We start from the raw sequence: 16,937 nt of genomic DNA, 5'->3' as shown, positions 1-16,937 counted from the left end.
GGAACGGGCCAGGGGCAGATCTGGTTTTCAGACGCGGACTAAAGGGCAGAGTGACCCTTCCTCGGTCCTTCTTGGGCGACGCAGCGTAATGATGAAGTCGAGCTCCGAGCAGGACTCTTTTTCTTTCAACTGAAAACTATAAAGTGAGAAATGGTGCGTTCAGAAAACGTAGAAGTCATGTTCCCAGGCGGGTCTAAGTCTAGAGTAAATAAGGCCGGAGAGAACGTTCGTATGGGCAGCGCATCCGAGGAGGATTATTGGGTCATAGATGAATGGCGTGCGGCGCACCGCGCAGTGCTAAATACCTTTCAGGCGATTTTGCATAAGCGTGCACGTGGTAGAGATATTATTGTTGCTCAACGCCACAAAAGGAAGCGAACAGTATTCGACAAGCTGGCACGTCAGCAACGAATGAATTTGAGTCGAATGGATGACGTGGCAGGTTGCAGGCTCATCTTTAGGACGATCGAAGAGCTTCACGAATTTCGTGAGAGTTTTCATAACGCTAGATTTCGCCATAAACGCAGGAATGACGTCGACAAATATAATTATATCGCGAGTCCTAAACCCACTGGATATCGTGGCATACATGATGTCTATGAGTATGACGTGAATTCTGCGGTTGGGAAGCGATTGACCGGTTTGTATGTTGAGATACAGTACAGGACACGCGTTCAGCATTCGTGGAGCACGGCCAATGAGGTTATCGGACATGTGACGGAGAATGAGCCCAAGTTTGGGCGAGGCGATAAGAAAATTGAGCACGCCATGGCGCTATCCAGCGAAATACTCGCTCGCGCGCATGAAGGAATGTTTGGACCGTTTCCGGAGTTGGATAATCGAGATCTGGTCGAGCAGTTTCTAACGCTTGATAAGGAAATTGGTCTTTTGAGAATGCTTCGTGGATTAAATACATCTGATCTCTTTGAGACGAAAAACAAAAACACGATTCTTATTTTTAAAGACGGCGAACCTGTGGAAGCACAGGCCTATCGAGATGCGCCTGACGCCTTACGCGCGCTTTTTCAGTTAGAGAACAACCACCCAGAATGGGACATTGTATTAGTCAGGGCCGAGACCGGGGATGAGGTTCGGCTAGCATTCAAAAACTACTTTTCAGACGCTCGCGATTTTATAAAACTGGTTGACATTGGCTGTACCAAACTTACGAAGACTAAGAAAATTAGCGATGTGTGGAAACCTCGTCTCCTGAAGAAGCCACCGCCGTCTAAAGGCCCCGCTTCGCGTCGTAAATGGTGGGAAGGTCGGTGACTGAAGCTGTTGGGCGAAATTGGGTGTGAGCCGAGCGGTACTTCCTCGATTATTGTCAATGCAAAGCTGTGAGCACGCGAAGCAGCCCTGATACATTAACCGAATTGAGGTCTAATATACACGGGCTGCAGTTACCATTATTCCGGGGTTGGGGTTAGCTTCGGACGTTAAGTTAGCCATTCAGATTGAGCGCCGACCGCAGGTTGGGTATAAGGTTTAATCCCAAGATTTGTCATTACTGAGCCGCCAAGGTGTTAGGCATGACATTTAGATACAGCCACGCCCGTAGCTTTTTCCGTTAGACAATCGATGCGCATTCGGTAATTCTCATTCCGAAGATTTAGTCGCAATCTCGTTTGCATCGCTGTCACCGACGCGAGCTTGTGCGCCGGTCGGAGTAATTGGTCCGTAACTGGGGCATGAAGACGCGCTCGTAACCGACAGCGTATTCGCCAAAGTGCAAACCAGCTCGGCAGCGAAGCGCGCTACGTGCTGACGTCTCACATTCGAAGACGCTCCCTACGGCCCCGCAACCATGACATGCGCTGCCCGGATCGCTATAATCCAAGCCTTCGTCGACGAGGAACACCCCAATGTCTCTACTAGACCACCAGCTCGAACTGCTGTCCCCCGCCAAAACCGCCGAGATCGGCCGCGAGGCGATCCTACATGGCGCCGACGCCGTCTATATCGGCGGCCCGGCCTTCGGTGCCCGCCACAATGCCAGCAACTCCCTGGAAGAGATCGCCAGCCTGGTGCAGTTCGCGCACCGCTACCGCGCCCGCATTTTCGTTACGATGAACACGATCATGCACGACGCCGAGCTCGATCTGGCGCGCAAGCAGGTCTGGCAGCTGTACGAGGCGGGCGTCGATGCGCTGATCGTCCAGGACATGGGGCTGCTGGAGCTCGACCTGCCGCCGATCCAGCTGCACGCCAGCACGCAGTGCGACATCCGCACGGTGGAGAAAGCGAAGTTCCTGGGTGACGTCGGTTTCTCCCAGCTGGTGCTGGCGCGCGAGCTGACGATCGAGCAGATCCGCAAGATCCGCGCGCAGGTGGACACGCCGCTCGAATACTTCATCCATGGCGCCCTGTGCGTCGCGTTTTCCGGGCAGTGCTATATCTCGCATGCGGACACGGGCCGCAGCGCCAACCGCGGCGACTGTTCCCAGGCCTGCCGGCTGCCTTATACGCTGACGGATAACAAGGGCGGCGTCGTCGCTTTCGACAAGCACCTGCTGTCGATGAAGGACAATGATCAGAGCCGCAACCTGGAAGCGTTGATCGACGCCGGCATCCGCTCGTTCAAGATCGAGGGCCGCTACAAGGACATGGGCTACGTGAAGAACATCACGGCCCACTATCGCCTGCTGCTCGACGAGATCCTGGAGCGCCGCGCGGGTTTCGTTCGGGCCGCCAGCGGGCACACGCAGATATTCTTCACGCCGGACGTCGACAAGAATTTCAACCGTGGCCACACCGACTATTTCGCCACGGGGCGCCAGGACGACATCGGCGCCTTCGATTCGCCGAAGTACCTGGGCGTGGAGGTCGGCACCGTGACCAAGGTTGGCGCAGACCACTTCGAGATGATGACCGATACGCCGCTGGCCAACGGCGACGGCCTGAACTACATGAACAAGCGCGAGAGCGTCGGGATCGGGGCCAACACGGTGCAGAAGCTGGGCGAGAGCGAGGAGGGCCAGCGTTGGCGCGTGTTCCCGAACGAGCCCGTGAGCAGCCTGCCCGGCCTGAAAGCCGGCAAGCAGGTCCACCGCAATCGCGACCACCAGTGGGAAGCGGCGCTGACGAAACGCTCGGCCGACCGCAAGGTGGCGCTGCACCTGACGCTGTCGGAGCGTGAGGGCGGCCTCAAGCTGACCTTGCGCGACGAGGACGGCATCGAAACGACGACGACCGCGCAGCTGGCGCTGCAGCCGGCTCACAACGCCGAACAGGCCGATGCGTCGCTGCGCACCAGCCTGACCAAGCTGGGCAACACGATGTTCGAAGCCGATGGGATCGCGCTGGAGTTGTCGCAGCCGTGGTTCGTGCCCGCGGGCGTCATCAATGCGCTGCGGCGCGATGCCGTGGCGGCGCACGAGGCGGCGCGCCTGGCCGTGTGGGAACGTCCGGAGCGCAAGGCGCCGGTCGAGCCGCCTGCTGTTTATCCTTCGACCCAGCTGTCGTATCTCGCCAACGTCTACAACGAAAAGGCGCGCGCCTTCTACCACAAGCACGGCGTGGGCCTGATCGACGCGGCCTACGAGGCGCACGAGGAAGCGGGCGAGGTGTCGCTGATGATCACCAAGCACTGCCTGCGCTTCTCGTTCAACCTGTGCCCGAAACAGGCCAAGGGCGTGCAGGGTGTGCAGGGGCAGGTGAAGGCCGAGCCGATGACCTTGAGTACGGGCGAGGACACCTACACGCTGCGCTTCGACTGCAAGCCTTGCGAGATGCACGTCGTCGGGGCCATGAAGCCCGGCATCCTGCGCATGCCGCCGCCGTCGGCCGTATCGTACAGCCCGCTGACCTTCCACCGGCGCCGGCCTGGGTGAAGCGTCAGCCCTTGTCGGGAACCGTCAGCAGTGGGTGACCCGCTCGGTATGCGGTCGGGTGTTCCATGTGATAGGCCGTCAGTTCGATCTCGGCCAGCGCCTTGCTGACGTAAGACGTCAGGCAATGTTTGGCATCATAGGTTGCGACATCGTCGAAGCTTCTCGGGCCGGACTGGATGAATTCGGCGCGGGCGCTCTGGTGCATGCTGATGGCTAGTTTCCTTACCTCGACGGCAAACAGCAGTTTTGCGTAGTCCATTTTTGCCTCCGCACAGGAGTGACAGGATGGCGCGCGGATGATCGCGCGCTGTACGCATGTATGACATGGCGCCGGCGGTCCGGCATGATCGGCGTCATATGCCGTCGCCGCTTACGACGCGGCCAGCTGCTCTCCCGGCTGGCCGACGAAGGGCCGGCAGTCGACCGGCACGTCGATGAGGAAGGTGGTGCCGAGCTCCGGCGAGCTGTCCACGACGACGCTGCCGCCATGGCTTTCGCCGACGGCTTTCACGAACGGCAGGCCGATACCCCAGCCCGTCGCCGACAGCGGTCCCGCTTCGCGCCGCAGGTAGTCGAAGATGCGCTCGTGCTGCTCGGCGGGAATCGGGTTGCCCTCGTTGTGCACGCTGAGCATCAGGCGGCCGCGGGTCTGGTGCGCCACGACCTTGACGGTATGGCGGTCGCCGTACTTGATGGCGTTGTTGATCAGGTTTTCCAGCGCACGCCGCATCGAGGCGCGGCACCAGTAGCCCACGACGGATTCGCCCGACAGTTCGATGGCGACGTCCTGGTCGCCGTCCTGGACATACTCCACCGCTGCTTCCTGCATCAGGTCGAGGATGTCGAAGCGAGTCAGGTGCAGGGGAATCTTCGCCGCGCCCTGGTAGGTGAGGGCGTCGAGCAGTTCCGCGATCATGTTCTCGAGCCGGTCCGCGTTGCTGCCGATCCGGGAAGCGACGGCGCGCACCTTCGACAGGTCGGAGGTCATGCCGAGCACGTGGGCGCCGTTGGCGACCACCGACAGCGGCGTGCGCATGTCGTGGGAGAGGGCGGCGGCCACCTTGTGGCGCAGGTCTTCATGGATGCGCGTGAAGGAGCGAACGGCTTCGCGCATGGCCGCGTCGATCGAGCGCTCGATGATCAGCCAGTCGGCTTCGTCCAGGTCCACGCGCCCCTTGGCCACCACCGCGATGGACTCGCGCAGGATCTGGTATTCGTGGATCACCTGGTCGGGCCCGTACGGGGTCATGCGCGCGCGTTCGTCGCCGTGGGCGCTTGCCGAATTCGATCCGCTCGCGCCCTGTTCGCGCGGATGGTCCGGGCTCAGGGCCTCCGCGATATTGTCGAGAAAGGCGGGGAGGGTATTCGTCAGCACCGGGCGCAACAGCTGGCGTGCGCCGTCCACGCGCTCGCGCACCTGCCGTTCCCAGTGCTCCATGACCGCGTCGCGGATCGAGACGAATTGTTGCGCGGTCGGGGACAGGCAGCCGCTGTCGGGGAGTTGGTCAGTAGCCAGTGTCATGCTGATTTTTCGAACGTAGGATGGCTATGCCGCCACGGCCCCGGCGAGCGATGCTGTCGTCGACATCAATGGAAAATCTGGCAGAACTGCCGATCTCCATTATAGATATGGATGAGAACAAGAGGAATGGCCGGTAGCGCCTGCCTTGCCGAAAACGGCCGAGTGTAGCGGGGGTGCCACGGTCCCTACCTATGAAATAGGGAACGGACGCAGCGTGAAGCCGGTGGGGCAGGCTCATCCGCACCACTCCTGTAAATCGACGGATTCAAGGAGTGGGCCGCAGCGTCCGCCAGGGCTGCTGTGGTCTCAGCGCACCGCTCAGTAAGCGAAGGTCCTGGCCTGGCTGCAATCGTGGTAGGCCATACGCGCACGCAGCGACCAGATTTCATTGGCAATGTTTTGCAGCGCAACTTCCTTGTCGTGAATGCGTTGCAGCGCGGCAGCATCGGTCGACGGCGTGGTGTCGGCCAGCGCCGGCGCAGCGCCGGCGACCTTCGCGAAGAGGGCGCTGCGGGCAGCGATGTCGGACGAGAGTTGGGTGCAGAAGGCGTCGCCATTGTCCGCTGCCTGGGCGGCGGAAGCGGCGCCGGTGCAGAGCGCGAAGCACAGAAGTGCGATCGATTTCTTCATGATCAGTCTTTCGATATCGGTGTGGATGCTGAATTATTGTGCAGCGCACCATCGAGCGCCAATTCTTTGTAGTGATGTGAGATATTTCCTTTGGGCATACGACGGGCTGCAGCACGGACTTGGATGGCGGCATCGACCCTCCCTTCAGCGGCTGCTTGACATTCGCACCACCCCTGAGCACAATCGAACGATCGTTCGCTTTTCCTTCACCAGGGGTCGCCATGACAAGTCCGACAGCAGTCGCCTACCGTATCTGTCCCTTCTGCGAGGCCAGTTGCGGCCTTGAACTGGACGTGGAGGAGGGGCGCGTCGTCCGCATTCGCGGCGACCAGAATGATGTGTTCTCGAAGGGCTTCCTGTGCCCCAAGGCCGTCGGCCTCAAGGACCTGCACGAGGACCCCGACCGCCTGCGCGTGCCCCTTATCAAGCGCGATGGCAAATTTGTCGAAGCCAGCTGGGAGGAGGCCTACGCGGAAATCGAGCGGCGCCTGCCGCCGATCATCGCGGCAGGCGGGCCCGACGCGGTGGCGACCGTCCTGGGCAATCCGACTTCGCACAAGATGAGCCTGATGCTCTACTTCCCGCGCCTGGCCAAGGCGCTGGGTACCCGCAACATGTTCTCGGCATCGAGCGTGGACCAGGTGCCCAAGATGCTGTCAAGCGGCCTCATGTTCGGCACCTGGCTGTCCGTCCCCGTCCCCGATATCGAACGCTGCGACTTCCTGCTGGTCCTCGGCGCCAACCCGATGGTATCGAACGGCAGCCTGTGGACCGTGCCGGACTTCCGCGGCAAGGCCAAGGCATTGCGCGCGCGTGGCGGCAGGATGGTCGTCGTGGACCCGCGCCGCAGCGAGACCGCCGAGGTGGCCGATGCCCACCATTTCATCCGTCCCGGCGCCGACGTCTTCTTCCTGCTCGGCATGGTGCAGGCGCTCTTCGAGGAAGGGCTGGTGCGCCCGGGCCGGCTGGCCGCGCACTGCAACGGCTTCGAGGAGCTCGCCGCCGCGGTGCAGGACTATGCGCCCGAACGCGTGGCCGCGCGCTGCGGCATCGATGCGGCCACCATCCGCGGCCTGGCCCGTACCCTCGCCGCCACGCCGCGCGCCGCCATCTATGGCCGCATCGGCACCTGCACCCAGCAGTTCGGCACCCTGTGTTCGTGGCTGATCGACGTGATCAATGTGCTGACCGGCCACCTGGACGAGGAGGGCGGCGCCATGTTCCCCAAGGCCGCGGCATTCGGCGCCAACACGCGCGGCAAGCCGGGCGCCGGCCGCGGCGTGGTCAGCGGCCGCCATCGCTCGCGCGTATCGGGCGCGGTGGAGGTAGCGGGCGAGCTGCCGATCACCTGCCTGGCCGAGGAGATCGATACGCCCGGCCCGGGGCAGATCAAGGCATTGATCGCGATCGCCGGCAACCCGGTGCTCTCGGCTCCCAACGGCCCGCGCCTGGCCGCCGCGCTGGACGGGCTGGAGTTCATGGTCAGCCTCGACATCTATCTCAACGAAACCTCGCGCCACGCCGACGTGATCCTGCCCGGGCCGTCGCCGCTGGAAGACGCCCATTACGACGTCACCTTCACCCAGTTCTCGCACCGGAATCACGCGCGCTATAGCGAGCCGGTGCTGCCGCGCCAGCCCGGCCAGCCGGACGAGTGGGAGAGCTTGCTGCGCATCGCCGCGATCGTGCAGGGGCGGGGCGCCCGGGCCAACATCGGGGCCCTGGACGACGCCTTGCTGGAACAGGAACTGGAGAAGGGCTTCGGTGCGGCAGGCGCGCAGGTGATGGCGGCGCTGGCGCCGCAGCGCGGTCCGCAGCGCCTGCTCGACCTGGGCCTGCGCACCGGCCCTTACGGCGACGGCTTCGGCCGGGTGCCCGGCGGGCTCACGCTCGAGAAAATCAGGCAGGCTCCGTCGGGCATCGACCTGGGACCGATGAGCCGGCGCATTCCCGAAGCCTTGCGCACGCCGTCGGGCAAGATCGAACTGGCCCCGCCGATGCTGATCGACGACCTGGCGAGGGTTGCGGCCGACCTGGCGGCGCCGGCGCCGGACCTGGTCGTCATCGGCAGGCGCCAGCTGCGCTCGAACAACAGCTGGATGCACAACCTGCCGGTACTGGCCAAGGGCGCCTACCGCTGCACGGCGCTGGTGCACCCGGGCGACGCGGCCCGGCTCGGCCTGGTCGACGGCGGCATGGCGCAACTGCGCAACGGAGACCGGCGCATCGACGTGCAGGTGGAAGTGAGCGAGGAGATGATGCCCGGCGTGGTCAGCCTGCCGCATGGCTGGGGCCACGACCTGGCCGGCGTCCGCCTCGGCGTGGCGGCCGAACGGCCCGGCGTCAACCTGAACGCGCTGCTGGACGAGAACCTGCGCGACCCCCTGTCGGGTAACGCGGTCCTGTCCGGCGTCGCGGTGGAGATGGCGCCTCTCTGAAGCGCCCGGGGCCCTATTCGCCGAACACGATCACGCCGCGCGCATTGCGTCCCTCGGCCAGGTCGGCGAAGGCCTGCGGGGCCTCCTCGATGCGGTAGCGGCGGGTGACCAGTTCGTCCAGCTTGAGCCGCTTGTCGCGATACAGGGCGAGCAGGCGCGGGAAGTCCTGGCGCGGCCGGGCCGAACCGAAGTAGCTGCCGGTCAGGGTCTTTTCGTCGAAGGTCAGGCTGCCGGTGCGGATCGTGGTGCTGTCCTTCGGCGCCGCCACGCCCACCGCCATCGCCTTGCCGCCCTTGGCCAGCACGCCGTAGGCCTGGGCCACGATGTCGCCCTTGCCGACGCATTCGAAGGCATAGTCGGCGCCGCCGCCGGTCAGCTTGCGCACGGCCTTCACCAGGTCGGGCGTGGCGGCGTTCAGGGTGTGGGTGGCGCCGAATTCCCTCGCGAGTTCGAGCTTGGCGTCGGACATGTCGACGGCGACGATCATCGCGGCGCCGGCGATGCGGCAGCCCTGGATCGCGTTCAGGCCCACGCCGCCGCAACCGAAGACGACCGCGATCGACCCGGCTTCGACCTTCGCCGTATTCACCGCCGCGCCTACGCCGGTCATGACGCCGCAGCCGACCAGGCAGGCGCGGTCGAGCGGCACGTCGGCGTCGATCCGGACGACGTTATCGACGTGCATGGTGGCGTATTCGGCCATCACGCCGCAGCCCGAGAACACGTGCAGCGGCTGGCCGTCGAGGCCGCGCGTGCGCACGCTGCCGTCGGGCAGGGAGATCGCGGCCTTGGCCGCCTGGTCGCACAGCTGCGGGCGGCCGGTCTGGCAATAGCGGCATTTGCCGCACATGCTCACGAAGGAACTGAGGACGTGGTCGCCCAGCGCGAACCCGGTCACGCCCTCGCCGAGCGCCACGACGACGCCCGCACCCTCGTGGCCCAGCACGAGCGGCGCCGGCATCGGGATGGTGCCGTTGGTGGCGGAAAGGTCGCTGTGGCAGACGCCGCAAGCCGCCATTCTGATCATCACTTCGCCGCGGCGCGGGAACTCGACTTCGATCTCCTCGACCACGACCGGCGCGCCGGCGGCGCGGCTTATGACGGCTTTCGCACGCTGGTATTTCGTATCTGTCATTGACGCTTGCTCCTTTTCTTGTCCTTGTTGTAGGGATCAGGCCCGCGCCGGTACTGCGGCCGGCTGCCTGCCGAGCACGAGGAAGCCAAAGGCCGTCGCCAGCACGTACATGCTGGCCGAATAGATCGCCGCCGGTACCATCAGCTGGAAGTCGCCCAGCACCGATACCGCGACAAAAATCGCCAGCGTCGAGTTATGGATGCCGATTTCGTAGCCGATCGCGATCGCATTCGGCTTGTCCAGCCCCATCATGCGCGGGACGTAGTAGCCCAGTCCCAGGCTGAGGGCGTTGAAGGCGATGACGGCCAGGCCGATCGAGGCGAAGGAGGTGCTCAGCGCGTTCCACTCCTTGGCCATGGCGATCAGCGCCAGCGCGGCCAGCACCACCATCGAAAAGATCTTCATCGGCTTTTCCGAGCGGGCGGCAAAGCCCGGCGCCCGGCTCTTCACGAACATGCCGATCAAGACCGGCACCAGCACGATCACGATCACCTCGATCACCTTACCGGTCTGCATGGGCACGACCTGGCCGGTCCTGGCGAAGGTATTGATCGCGAAGTTGCCGATCAGGGGCAGGCTGACGATCGACAGCACCGTGTTGATGGCGGTGAGCGAGATGTTCATCGCTACGTTGCCGCCGAACAGATGGCTGTACAGGTTGGCCGATACGCCGCCCGGCGAGGCGGCAAGCAGCATCAGGCCGACCGCGTACACCGGCGACACGTCCAGCGCGACGATCAGGCCGTAGCAGACCGCGGGCAGCACCAGGGCCTGCAGGACGAGCGCCAGCAGCACCGGCTTGGGATGCCCGAGCAGGCGGCGGAAGTCGCCGACGGTGAGCGACAGGCCGAGCCCGAACATGATCAGGGCCAGGGCGCCGATCAGCAGGGTTGGCAACAGCGTGATGAAACCGTTCATGCATGTCTCCTTTTTATTTATTTTCGGGATGGATCAGCTCAGCTCAGCTCCTGTAGCTTGCGTCGGCGCGGTCCAGCTTGCGCAGCAGCGCAGGCCACGCGAAGGCGCCGCCCTGGCCCGAGGTCTGCACCTTCATCGATTCGGCGGTGCTGCTCAGGATCTCCGGCGCGATCATGCGCAGTTCGCCGCCGCCCGACTGTGCCGCCAGCTGGATCTGGCAGGCGCTCTCGAAGATGTACATCGACAGGAAGGCGTCGGCGATGCTCGGGCCGACCGTCAGCAGGCCGTGGTTGCGCAGCATGAGGAAGTTCGACGTGCCGAGGTCGTCCTGCAGGCGCGGCTTCTCGGCGTCGTGCAGGGCGACGCCTTCGTAGTCGTGGTAGGCCAGCGAGGCGAGCACGAACATCGATTGCTGGGAGATCGGCAGCACGCCGTCCTTCTGGGCGCTGACGGCCACGCCCGCGCGGGTATGGGTGTGGATCACGCAGCCCGCGTTCTCGCGCACGGCGTGGATGGCGCTGTGGATCACGAAGCCGGCGCGGTTGACCGGCAGCGCCGACTCGGACAGCTTGTTGCCGTCCTGGTCGACCTTGATCAGGGAGGACGCCGTGATCTCGTCGAACATCATGCCGTAGGGGTTGATCAGGAAGTGGTGCTCGGGCCCGGGGATGCGGGCGCTGATGTGCGTGAAGATCAGGTCGCTCCAGCCGTACATCGCGACGAGCCGGTAGCAGGCGGCCAGGTCGCAGCGCAGCTGCCATTCCTCGGCGCTGACCTGGTCTTTCATGGAGGGGATGTGCATGGCGGTTCCTTCGATGAGTGGGGTCAGGCGCTCTGTTCGGCGGGCTTGGCCGGGCTGTAGATGCTGCGCTTCGGCCTGGCGAACACGCGGCGCAGCATCGGCTCGAATTCGGCGAGCGGCAGCGTTTCCGCATGCTTGTCGAAGGCCGGCGCGTCGTACAGGTCGCAGAATTCGGCCGTGTAGCCGTACAGGGCGTGGCCGGCGAACTGCTCGCGCATGTCGCGATCGAGGCCCAGGTGATGGAAGAAGTGGTAGCCCTGGAAGATGCCGTGGTTCTGCACCATCCAGTGGTTTTCCTCGCTGACGAAAGGTTTCAGGATGGCCGCGGCGATATCGGGGTGGTTGAAGCTGCCGAGCGTGTCGCCGATATCGTGCAGCAGGGCGCAGATCACGTATTCCTCGTCGCGCCCATCGCGCAGGGCGCGGGTCGCGGTTTGCAGCGAATGCGCATAGCGGTCGACCGGGAAGCCGCCATAGTCGCCCTCGAGGATCCTGAGGTGGGCCATGATGCGGTCGGGCAGGGCTTTCGAATAGGGCACGAATTCCTGGCCGATCAGCTGCCAGTCCTCGCGGGTACTGTCCTTCATGTTGCTGAAACTTGCACGCACGTTCATCGTTGAAGTCTCCTGATTCTTGTTTTGAAAAGAACCGTGACGGTCCTGCAACGATAATATGACAAGTAGCGTTTTCAGATGTTATTTTTTTATCGTGAACGGCGTCAGAACAACGCGCCCTGCGGACTGGTGAGGCGCGCGAAACTGTCGCCGACAAAGGGCAGGATACCGTCGGCGACGGGTTCCAGCTGCTTGACCAGGTAGTGTTCGTAGTCGATCGGCGACCGTACCGCTTCCATCGGTTCAGGACCGGCGGTCGTCATCAGGTAGCGGATCCAGCCGCCGTTGCGGTATTGCGCGCCTCGGCCCAGGGCGATATGGAACTCGTCGGCGATGCGGGCGGCGCGCACGTGGGGCGGCACGTTGCGCTCGTATTCCTGCAAGGGCCGGCGCAGGCGCTTGCGGTAGACGAGCAGCTCGTCGAAGCCCCCCCGCAGGGTGCGCGCCACGTAGTCGCGCACGTAATCCTCGTAGGGTTCGCGCCGGAAGATGCGGCCGTACAGGCCCTGCTGGAACTGCTGCGCCAGCGGCGTCCAGTCGGTGCGCACCGTCTCCAGGCCCTTGTAGACGATTTCCTCGCCGCCGCCGGGCGTGCCGGCCAGGCCGGCATAGCGCTTCTTGCTGCCCTCGTCGGAGCCGCGCACGGTCGGCATCAGGAAGCGCCGGAAATGGGTGTCGACCTCCAGCTCGAGCGCACTCTCGAGCCCGAGCTCCTCGCGCAGCTGCGTGCGCCACCAGCCGTTGACGTGCTCGACCAGTTCGCTGCCGATGCGCAGCGCGTCGGCGTCGGAGTGGGCCGCGCCGAGCCACACGAAAGTGGAGTCGGTGTCGCCATAGATGACCTGGTAGCCGCGCGCCTCGATCAGCGCGCGCGTGCGGTGCATGATCTCGTGGCCGCGCATGGTGATCGAGGAAGCCAGCCGCGCATCGAAGAAGCGGCAGCCGGTGGTCCCGAGCACGCCGTACATCGCGTTCATGATGATCTTCAGCGCCTGCGACAGCGGCTGGTTGCCGGCGCGTTTGGCCGCCTCCCGGCCCTCCCACACGCGCGTGACGATGCCGGGCAGGCAGTGCCGGGTGCGCGAAAAGCGCGCGCCGCGAAAGCCCGGCACGGTCTCGAGCTCGGGCTCCTCCAGCCCTGCGACCAGCCCCACCGGATCGATCAGGAAGCTGCGGATGATCGACGGGTAGAGGCTTTTGTAGTCGAGCACCAGCACCGAATCGTAGAGGCCCGAGCGCGAATCCATCACGAAGCCGCCCGGGCTGTCCGCACCGGGCACGTCGCCGATGTTGGGCGCGACCCTGCCGAGGCGGTGCATCAGCGGAATGTAGGCGTGCTCGAACGCGGCGACCGATCCGCCGCTGCGGTCCGCCGCCAGGCCGGTGACGCTGGCGCGCTCCAGCAGGAAGGCCATCAGGCCGGTCTTCTCGAAGATGCGGGTGACCAGTTCGCAGTCCTTCAGGTTATAGCGCGCCAGGGCCGGCTTGTCCTGCGCGAACATGCGGTCGATGGAGGCCATGCGGTCGTAGGGATTGTCGATCGATTTAGCCTCGCCGAGGAGGCTTTGCGCCACGTGCTCCAGGCTGAACGAAGGGAAGCTCCAGGTAGCCGAACGCAGCGCCTCGATGCCGGCGATGACCAGCCGGCCCGGCAGGCATGCGAAATAGCGCGCCTCGCGTTCCGTGCTCGCCTTGGCATTGGTGCGCCACTCCATCGACGCGCCGCCGCGGCCGATGCGCAGCGGATGCCGCAGGCGTTCGGCGTGCTCCTGCAGCACGCGCAGGTCGAAGCCGATCACGCTCCAGCCGATGATCGCGTCCGGATCGTGGCGCACCATCCACGCTTCCAGCTTCTCGAGCAAGGCCAGGCGCGTGTCGACATACTCGAGGTCGAAGTCGAGCCCCGTCGGATCGCCGTTCGGCGGCCCCAGCATGTACACCTGGCGCTGGCCGCAGCCTTCCAGGCCGATCGAGCGCAACTCGCCCTGCATGGTGGTTTCGATGTCGAGCGAGACGGTGCGCAGCCGCGGGCGGTAGTCCGGCGCCGGTTTCAGGTGTGCGTCCAGCAGCAGTGCGGGGTCGCCAGGGGCCGGCGTGCCCGTAAACGTCACCGGCGCCATGATGAAGCGCTCCATCAGGTAGCGCTCGGGCGGGCGGATGTCGGCCTCGTAGACGTCGATCCCGTGCTCGCGCAGGCGTTTCTCCAGCCGCAGCAGATGGCGGTAGTGGCGGCAGTACAGTCCGAGCACAGGACGCCCGCGGAAGTCGCACAAGGCCAGCGGACGTAAGTCGACACCGCGTTCGCGCTGCAGCAGGCTCCGCGCCGCCGCCTCCTGCTCGGCCGGGATAAAAGCGACCGCCTCCGCCGCCGGCAGGCGCAGGCGGCAGGGACCGTCGTCGGTGGCGAGCCAGAGCTCGACCTCGACGCCGCCGATCCCATCGCCGCACTGGATGTCGGCATCGCGCCAGTGGCGGGTCAGCAGGAAGCCCTGTCTTGCTGTGTCACTCATGGATTCTACGTGGGGCGGTGCGCTCCACCGCGGCAAAGGCGGCAGTGTATCAAATGCGAGGGAGAGTAGAGTGATATGTAAATCGAATCACAGGGACCGAAACCGCGCGTAGGCGATATCGGTCCCTTTTTTTGGCGCAGGCGGCGGGATGCCTGCGTGTTTGCCTGTCAGGCGAAGCCCAGCATGCCGGCGCCGGCCAGCGCGACCAGCGCCGGCGCCAGCTTCTGCACGCGTACACTCCTTGCGGCGATCCAGCCCAGGGCCATCAGCGCCATGCTGGTGGCGATGGCGCCGGCGGCGGCCACGAAACCGGCCATTTCCCGTCCGTGGGCGTTGCCGTGCACGATGCTGAACGCGCCGGCCAGAACCAGGCCCAGGACTGCGGGCAGCCGTTTGGCGCCAAGGCCCATCAGGCCTGCCACCAGCACGCTGGCCGCCAGCAGCGGCTCCACCGCGGGCAGCGCCAGCGGCGCGAAGGCGCCCACCGCCAGGCTGATGCACACCGTGGCCAGTGCCGCGCGCGGGACCCGGGCCGCGGCGCTCCACAGGCCCAGCCCCAGCATGGCCAGCCAGTGGTCCAGCCCGAGCAGCGGGTGGACCAGGCCGCTGGCGAAGCCGCCGCCGGCGTGGCCCGGGTGCGCCCAGGCGCTGCCCGCGCACAGGAGGAGGATCAGGGTGCTTGCATATTGCGTGCGCTGTTTCATGTCGAGTGCTCCAGTCGTGCCGCGTCCAGCAGGCCCTGTTCGCGGATGAAGGCGGTCACCTCGTCCACGCCGGCGCCGGTGCGCAGGTTGGTAAAGACAAAAGGCCGGTCGCCGCGCTGGCGGCGCGCATCGAGGGCCATGATGCCGAGATCGGCTCCCACGTGCGGCGCCAGGTCGGTCTTGTTGATGATGAGGAGGTCCGAGCGCGTGATGCCGGGCCCGCCCTTGCGCGGGATCTTTTCGCCGCCCGCCACGTCGATGACGTACAGCGTCAGGTCCGACAGTTCGGGGCTGAAGGTGGCCGCCAGGTTGTCGCCGCCCGACTCGACCAGGATCAGCTCGAGGTCGGGGAAGTCCGCCTGCAGTCGGGCGATGGCTTCCAGGTTGATGGAAGCGTCCTCGCGGATGGCCGTGTGCGGGCAGCCTCCGGTCTCGACCCCCATCAGGCGCTCGGGCGGCAGCGCCCCGGCGCGCAGCAGGATCTCCATGTCTTCGCGGGTGTAGATGTCGTTGGTGATGACGGCCATGTCGTGGCGGTCGCGCATCGCCTTGCAGAGCTGCTCGCACAGCGCCGTCTTGCCCGATCCGACCGGGCCGCCGATGCCCACGCGCAGGGGATTCGATTGCATGCTCTCTCCTTTCATGATCACGACCGGTACAGCCGGCCGCTCTGGACTTCGTGGTACATGGACAGCCGGGCCAGTCCCGGCGCCCAGCTCGATAAGTCGTCGTCAGGCAGCGCGCGCGCCTGCGCGGCCGCCCGCTCGATCGCCGGCCGCAACCCGAGCAGCAGGCGCTGCCCGGCCACCTGGCCGAGCGGAATCGATTTCACGCACACCAGCACCTGGTTCTCGGCCCACGAGAACAGCATCGCCAGCAGGGCTTCCTCATGCGGCACCCCCAGCGCATGCACGGCTTGCGCCAGCGCGGCGGGCAGGCAGGTGTCGCGCATCGCGGCCGCCGGCAGCAGCTGCAGTTCGATCAGCAGGCGCGTCAGCGAAAAGCCCATCTGCACCGTTTCCGCACGCAGCTCCGCGCTTTCGCGCGAGGCGAGGTAGCGCGCATTCCACCGTTCGAATGCGGCGCTGTCGCCATCGGCGCAGGCGGCCAGCAGGCGCCAGAAGACGGCGCCGTCCCATGGGCCCAGCACGTCGGCCAGTTGGCGCGCCAGGTAGCGCGCGGCGCTATCCGCGCAGCCGACAAGACCTCGTTCGATGGCGGGTTCGAGTCCCTGCGAATAGCTGTAGGCGCCGACCGGCAGCGACGGGCTGGCCAGCTGCAGGAGGTGCAGCAGGGCGGCCGCGTTCACGCGCGCTCCGCGTCGCCGGGACGGTGGATCTTCTGGCGCAGCGGGACGGGCGCGAGCAGGTGGCGCGGTTCGTGATCGTGGCCGTGGCCATGGCCGCCGCCGTAGGCGCCGGGTTCCGGGTGAAACGGCGCCTGCTGTTCGAACACGGTCGCGCCCAGGCCGGCCAGCATCTCGCGCAGCACCGGATCGGCACGGATGCGCAGATGGTCGGCGCCGATCTGCACCTGGCCGTGGCGGTTCCCGAGGTGGAAAGCGCAGCGCACCAGGGCCTGTGCATCCTGTGCACTGACGCGGTAGGTCGCTTCCAGCGCCGCGCGGATGCGCACCACCGCGCCTTCCGGCCCGGTGAGCAGGTCGCCGTCGCGCAGCACCGAGCCGCGCGGCAGGAACAGCGCCGCCGTCGCGCCCGATGCGAGCGTCAGGCGCAGGCGGCAGCGCTCGCGCTGGTCGTAGGCCAGTACGGCTTCATCGTCGATCCGGTCGGCCCGCTCCAGACGGGTATGCAGGGTCAGCATGAAAGCT

General features: G+C 65.3%; 15 protein-coding genes. 3 read left to right on the top strand and 12 right to left on the bottom strand.

Going from position 1 to position 16,937, the window contains the following annotated elements; translation table 11 throughout:
• The first annotated feature begins 231 nt into the window (after positions 1-231).
• Both ACFPQ5_RS11500 and ACFPQ5_RS11495 read left to right on the top strand, forming a co-directional pair.
• Positions 232-1,272 (top strand): RelA/SpoT domain-containing protein, encoded by a 1,041-nt coding sequence (locus ACFPQ5_RS11500; protein ID WP_379755215.1) that lies wholly within the window; start codon positions 232-234, stop codon positions 1,270-1,272.
• Between the two features lie 593 nt (positions 1,273-1,865).
• A complete protein-coding gene (locus tag ACFPQ5_RS11495; RefSeq protein WP_379755212.1) occupies positions 1,866-3,833 on the top strand; it encodes a peptidase U32 family protein in 1,968 nt (655 codons plus the stop codon).
• A gap of 4 nt (positions 3,834-3,837) precedes the next feature.
• Here ACFPQ5_RS11495 and ACFPQ5_RS11490 read toward each other — a convergent pair whose 3' ends face one another.
• The 3 genes from ACFPQ5_RS11490 to ACFPQ5_RS11480 form a co-directional block, all read right to left on the bottom strand.
• Positions 3,838-4,092 carry a hypothetical protein gene (locus ACFPQ5_RS11490; RefSeq protein ID WP_379755209.1) on the bottom strand — a complete coding sequence of 85 codons (255 nt, stop codon included), beginning with the start codon at positions 4,090-4,092 and terminating at the stop codon, positions 3,838-3,840.
• A 111-nt stretch (positions 4,093-4,203) separates the two neighbouring features.
• On the bottom strand, positions 4,204-5,355 hold the full coding sequence (locus ACFPQ5_RS11485; RefSeq protein WP_379755206.1) for a sensor histidine kinase: 1,152 nt from the start codon (positions 5,353-5,355) through the stop codon (positions 4,204-4,206).
• A 318-nt stretch (positions 5,356-5,673) separates the two neighbouring features.
• The gene (locus ACFPQ5_RS11480; RefSeq protein ID WP_379755203.1) at positions 5,674-5,985 is read right to left on the bottom strand and encodes a hypothetical protein; all 312 of its coding nucleotides are present in this window, start codon (positions 5,983-5,985) and stop codon (positions 5,674-5,676) included.
• 221 nt (positions 5,986-6,206) lie between these two features.
• Here ACFPQ5_RS11480 and ACFPQ5_RS11475 point away from each other — a divergent pair, with 221 nt between their 5' ends.
• The gene (locus tag ACFPQ5_RS11475; protein WP_379755200.1) at positions 6,207-8,423 is read left to right on the top strand and encodes a molybdopterin-dependent oxidoreductase; all 2,217 of its coding nucleotides are present in this window, start codon (positions 6,207-6,209) and stop codon (positions 8,421-8,423) included.
• A gap of 13 nt (positions 8,424-8,436) precedes the next feature.
• Here the strand turns inward: ACFPQ5_RS11475 and ACFPQ5_RS11470 are convergent, their stop codons facing one another.
• From ACFPQ5_RS11470 to ureE, 9 genes are all read right to left on the bottom strand, one after another.
• On the bottom strand, positions 8,437-9,558 hold the full coding sequence (locus ACFPQ5_RS11470) for a zinc-binding dehydrogenase (protein ID WP_379755197.1): 1,122 nt from the start codon (positions 9,556-9,558) through the stop codon (positions 8,437-8,439).
• 36 nt (positions 9,559-9,594) lie between these two features.
• Positions 9,595-10,476 carry a bile acid:sodium symporter family protein gene (locus tag ACFPQ5_RS11465; protein WP_379755194.1) on the bottom strand — a complete coding sequence of 294 codons (882 nt, stop codon included), beginning with the start codon at positions 10,474-10,476 and terminating at the stop codon, positions 9,595-9,597.
• Positions 10,477-10,519: 43 nt separating this feature from the next.
• Positions 10,520-11,278, bottom strand: coding sequence for a class II aldolase/adducin family protein (locus ACFPQ5_RS11460; protein ID WP_379755191.1), 759 nt, complete (start codon positions 11,276-11,278; stop codon positions 10,520-10,522).
• A gap of 23 nt (positions 11,279-11,301) precedes the next feature.
• A complete protein-coding gene (locus ACFPQ5_RS11455; protein ID WP_379755188.1) occupies positions 11,302-11,892 on the bottom strand; it encodes an HD domain-containing protein in 591 nt (196 codons plus the stop codon).
• A 104-nt stretch (positions 11,893-11,996) separates the two neighbouring features.
• Positions 11,997-14,402: a DNA polymerase II gene (locus ACFPQ5_RS11450; protein WP_379755186.1), complete on the bottom strand. Its 2,406-nt coding sequence runs from the start codon at positions 14,400-14,402 to the stop codon at positions 11,997-11,999.
• A gap of 167 nt (positions 14,403-14,569) precedes the next feature.
• Complete coding sequence (locus ACFPQ5_RS11445) at positions 14,570-15,106, bottom strand: HupE/UreJ family protein (protein ID WP_379755183.1); 537 nt, start codon at positions 15,104-15,106, stop codon at positions 14,570-14,572.
• On the bottom strand, positions 15,103-15,735 hold the full coding sequence (ureG, locus tag ACFPQ5_RS11440; RefSeq protein WP_379755180.1) for an urease accessory protein UreG: 633 nt from the start codon (positions 15,733-15,735) through the stop codon (positions 15,103-15,105). Before ureG ends, ACFPQ5_RS11445 begins: the two co-directional genes overlap by 4 nt.
• Positions 15,736-15,752: 17 nt before the next feature.
• Entirely contained in the window at positions 15,753-16,415 is a 663-nt protein-coding gene (locus ACFPQ5_RS11435) for an urease accessory protein UreF (RefSeq protein WP_379755177.1), read from the bottom strand.
• Positions 16,412-16,930: an urease accessory protein UreE gene (ureE, locus tag ACFPQ5_RS11430; RefSeq protein WP_379755175.1), complete on the bottom strand. Its 519-nt coding sequence runs from the start codon at positions 16,928-16,930 to the stop codon at positions 16,412-16,414. The genes ACFPQ5_RS11435 and ureE overlap by 4 nt, the downstream gene beginning before the upstream one ends.
• Positions 16,931-16,937: the final 7 nt, after the last annotated feature.

Source organism: Massilia suwonensis (assembly GCF_042655665.1).
GTDB classification, from domain to species: domain Bacteria; phylum Pseudomonadota; class Gammaproteobacteria; order Burkholderiales; family Burkholderiaceae_D; genus Telluria; species Telluria suwonensis.
This window is presented reverse-complemented; position numbering and strand designations above follow the sequence as displayed.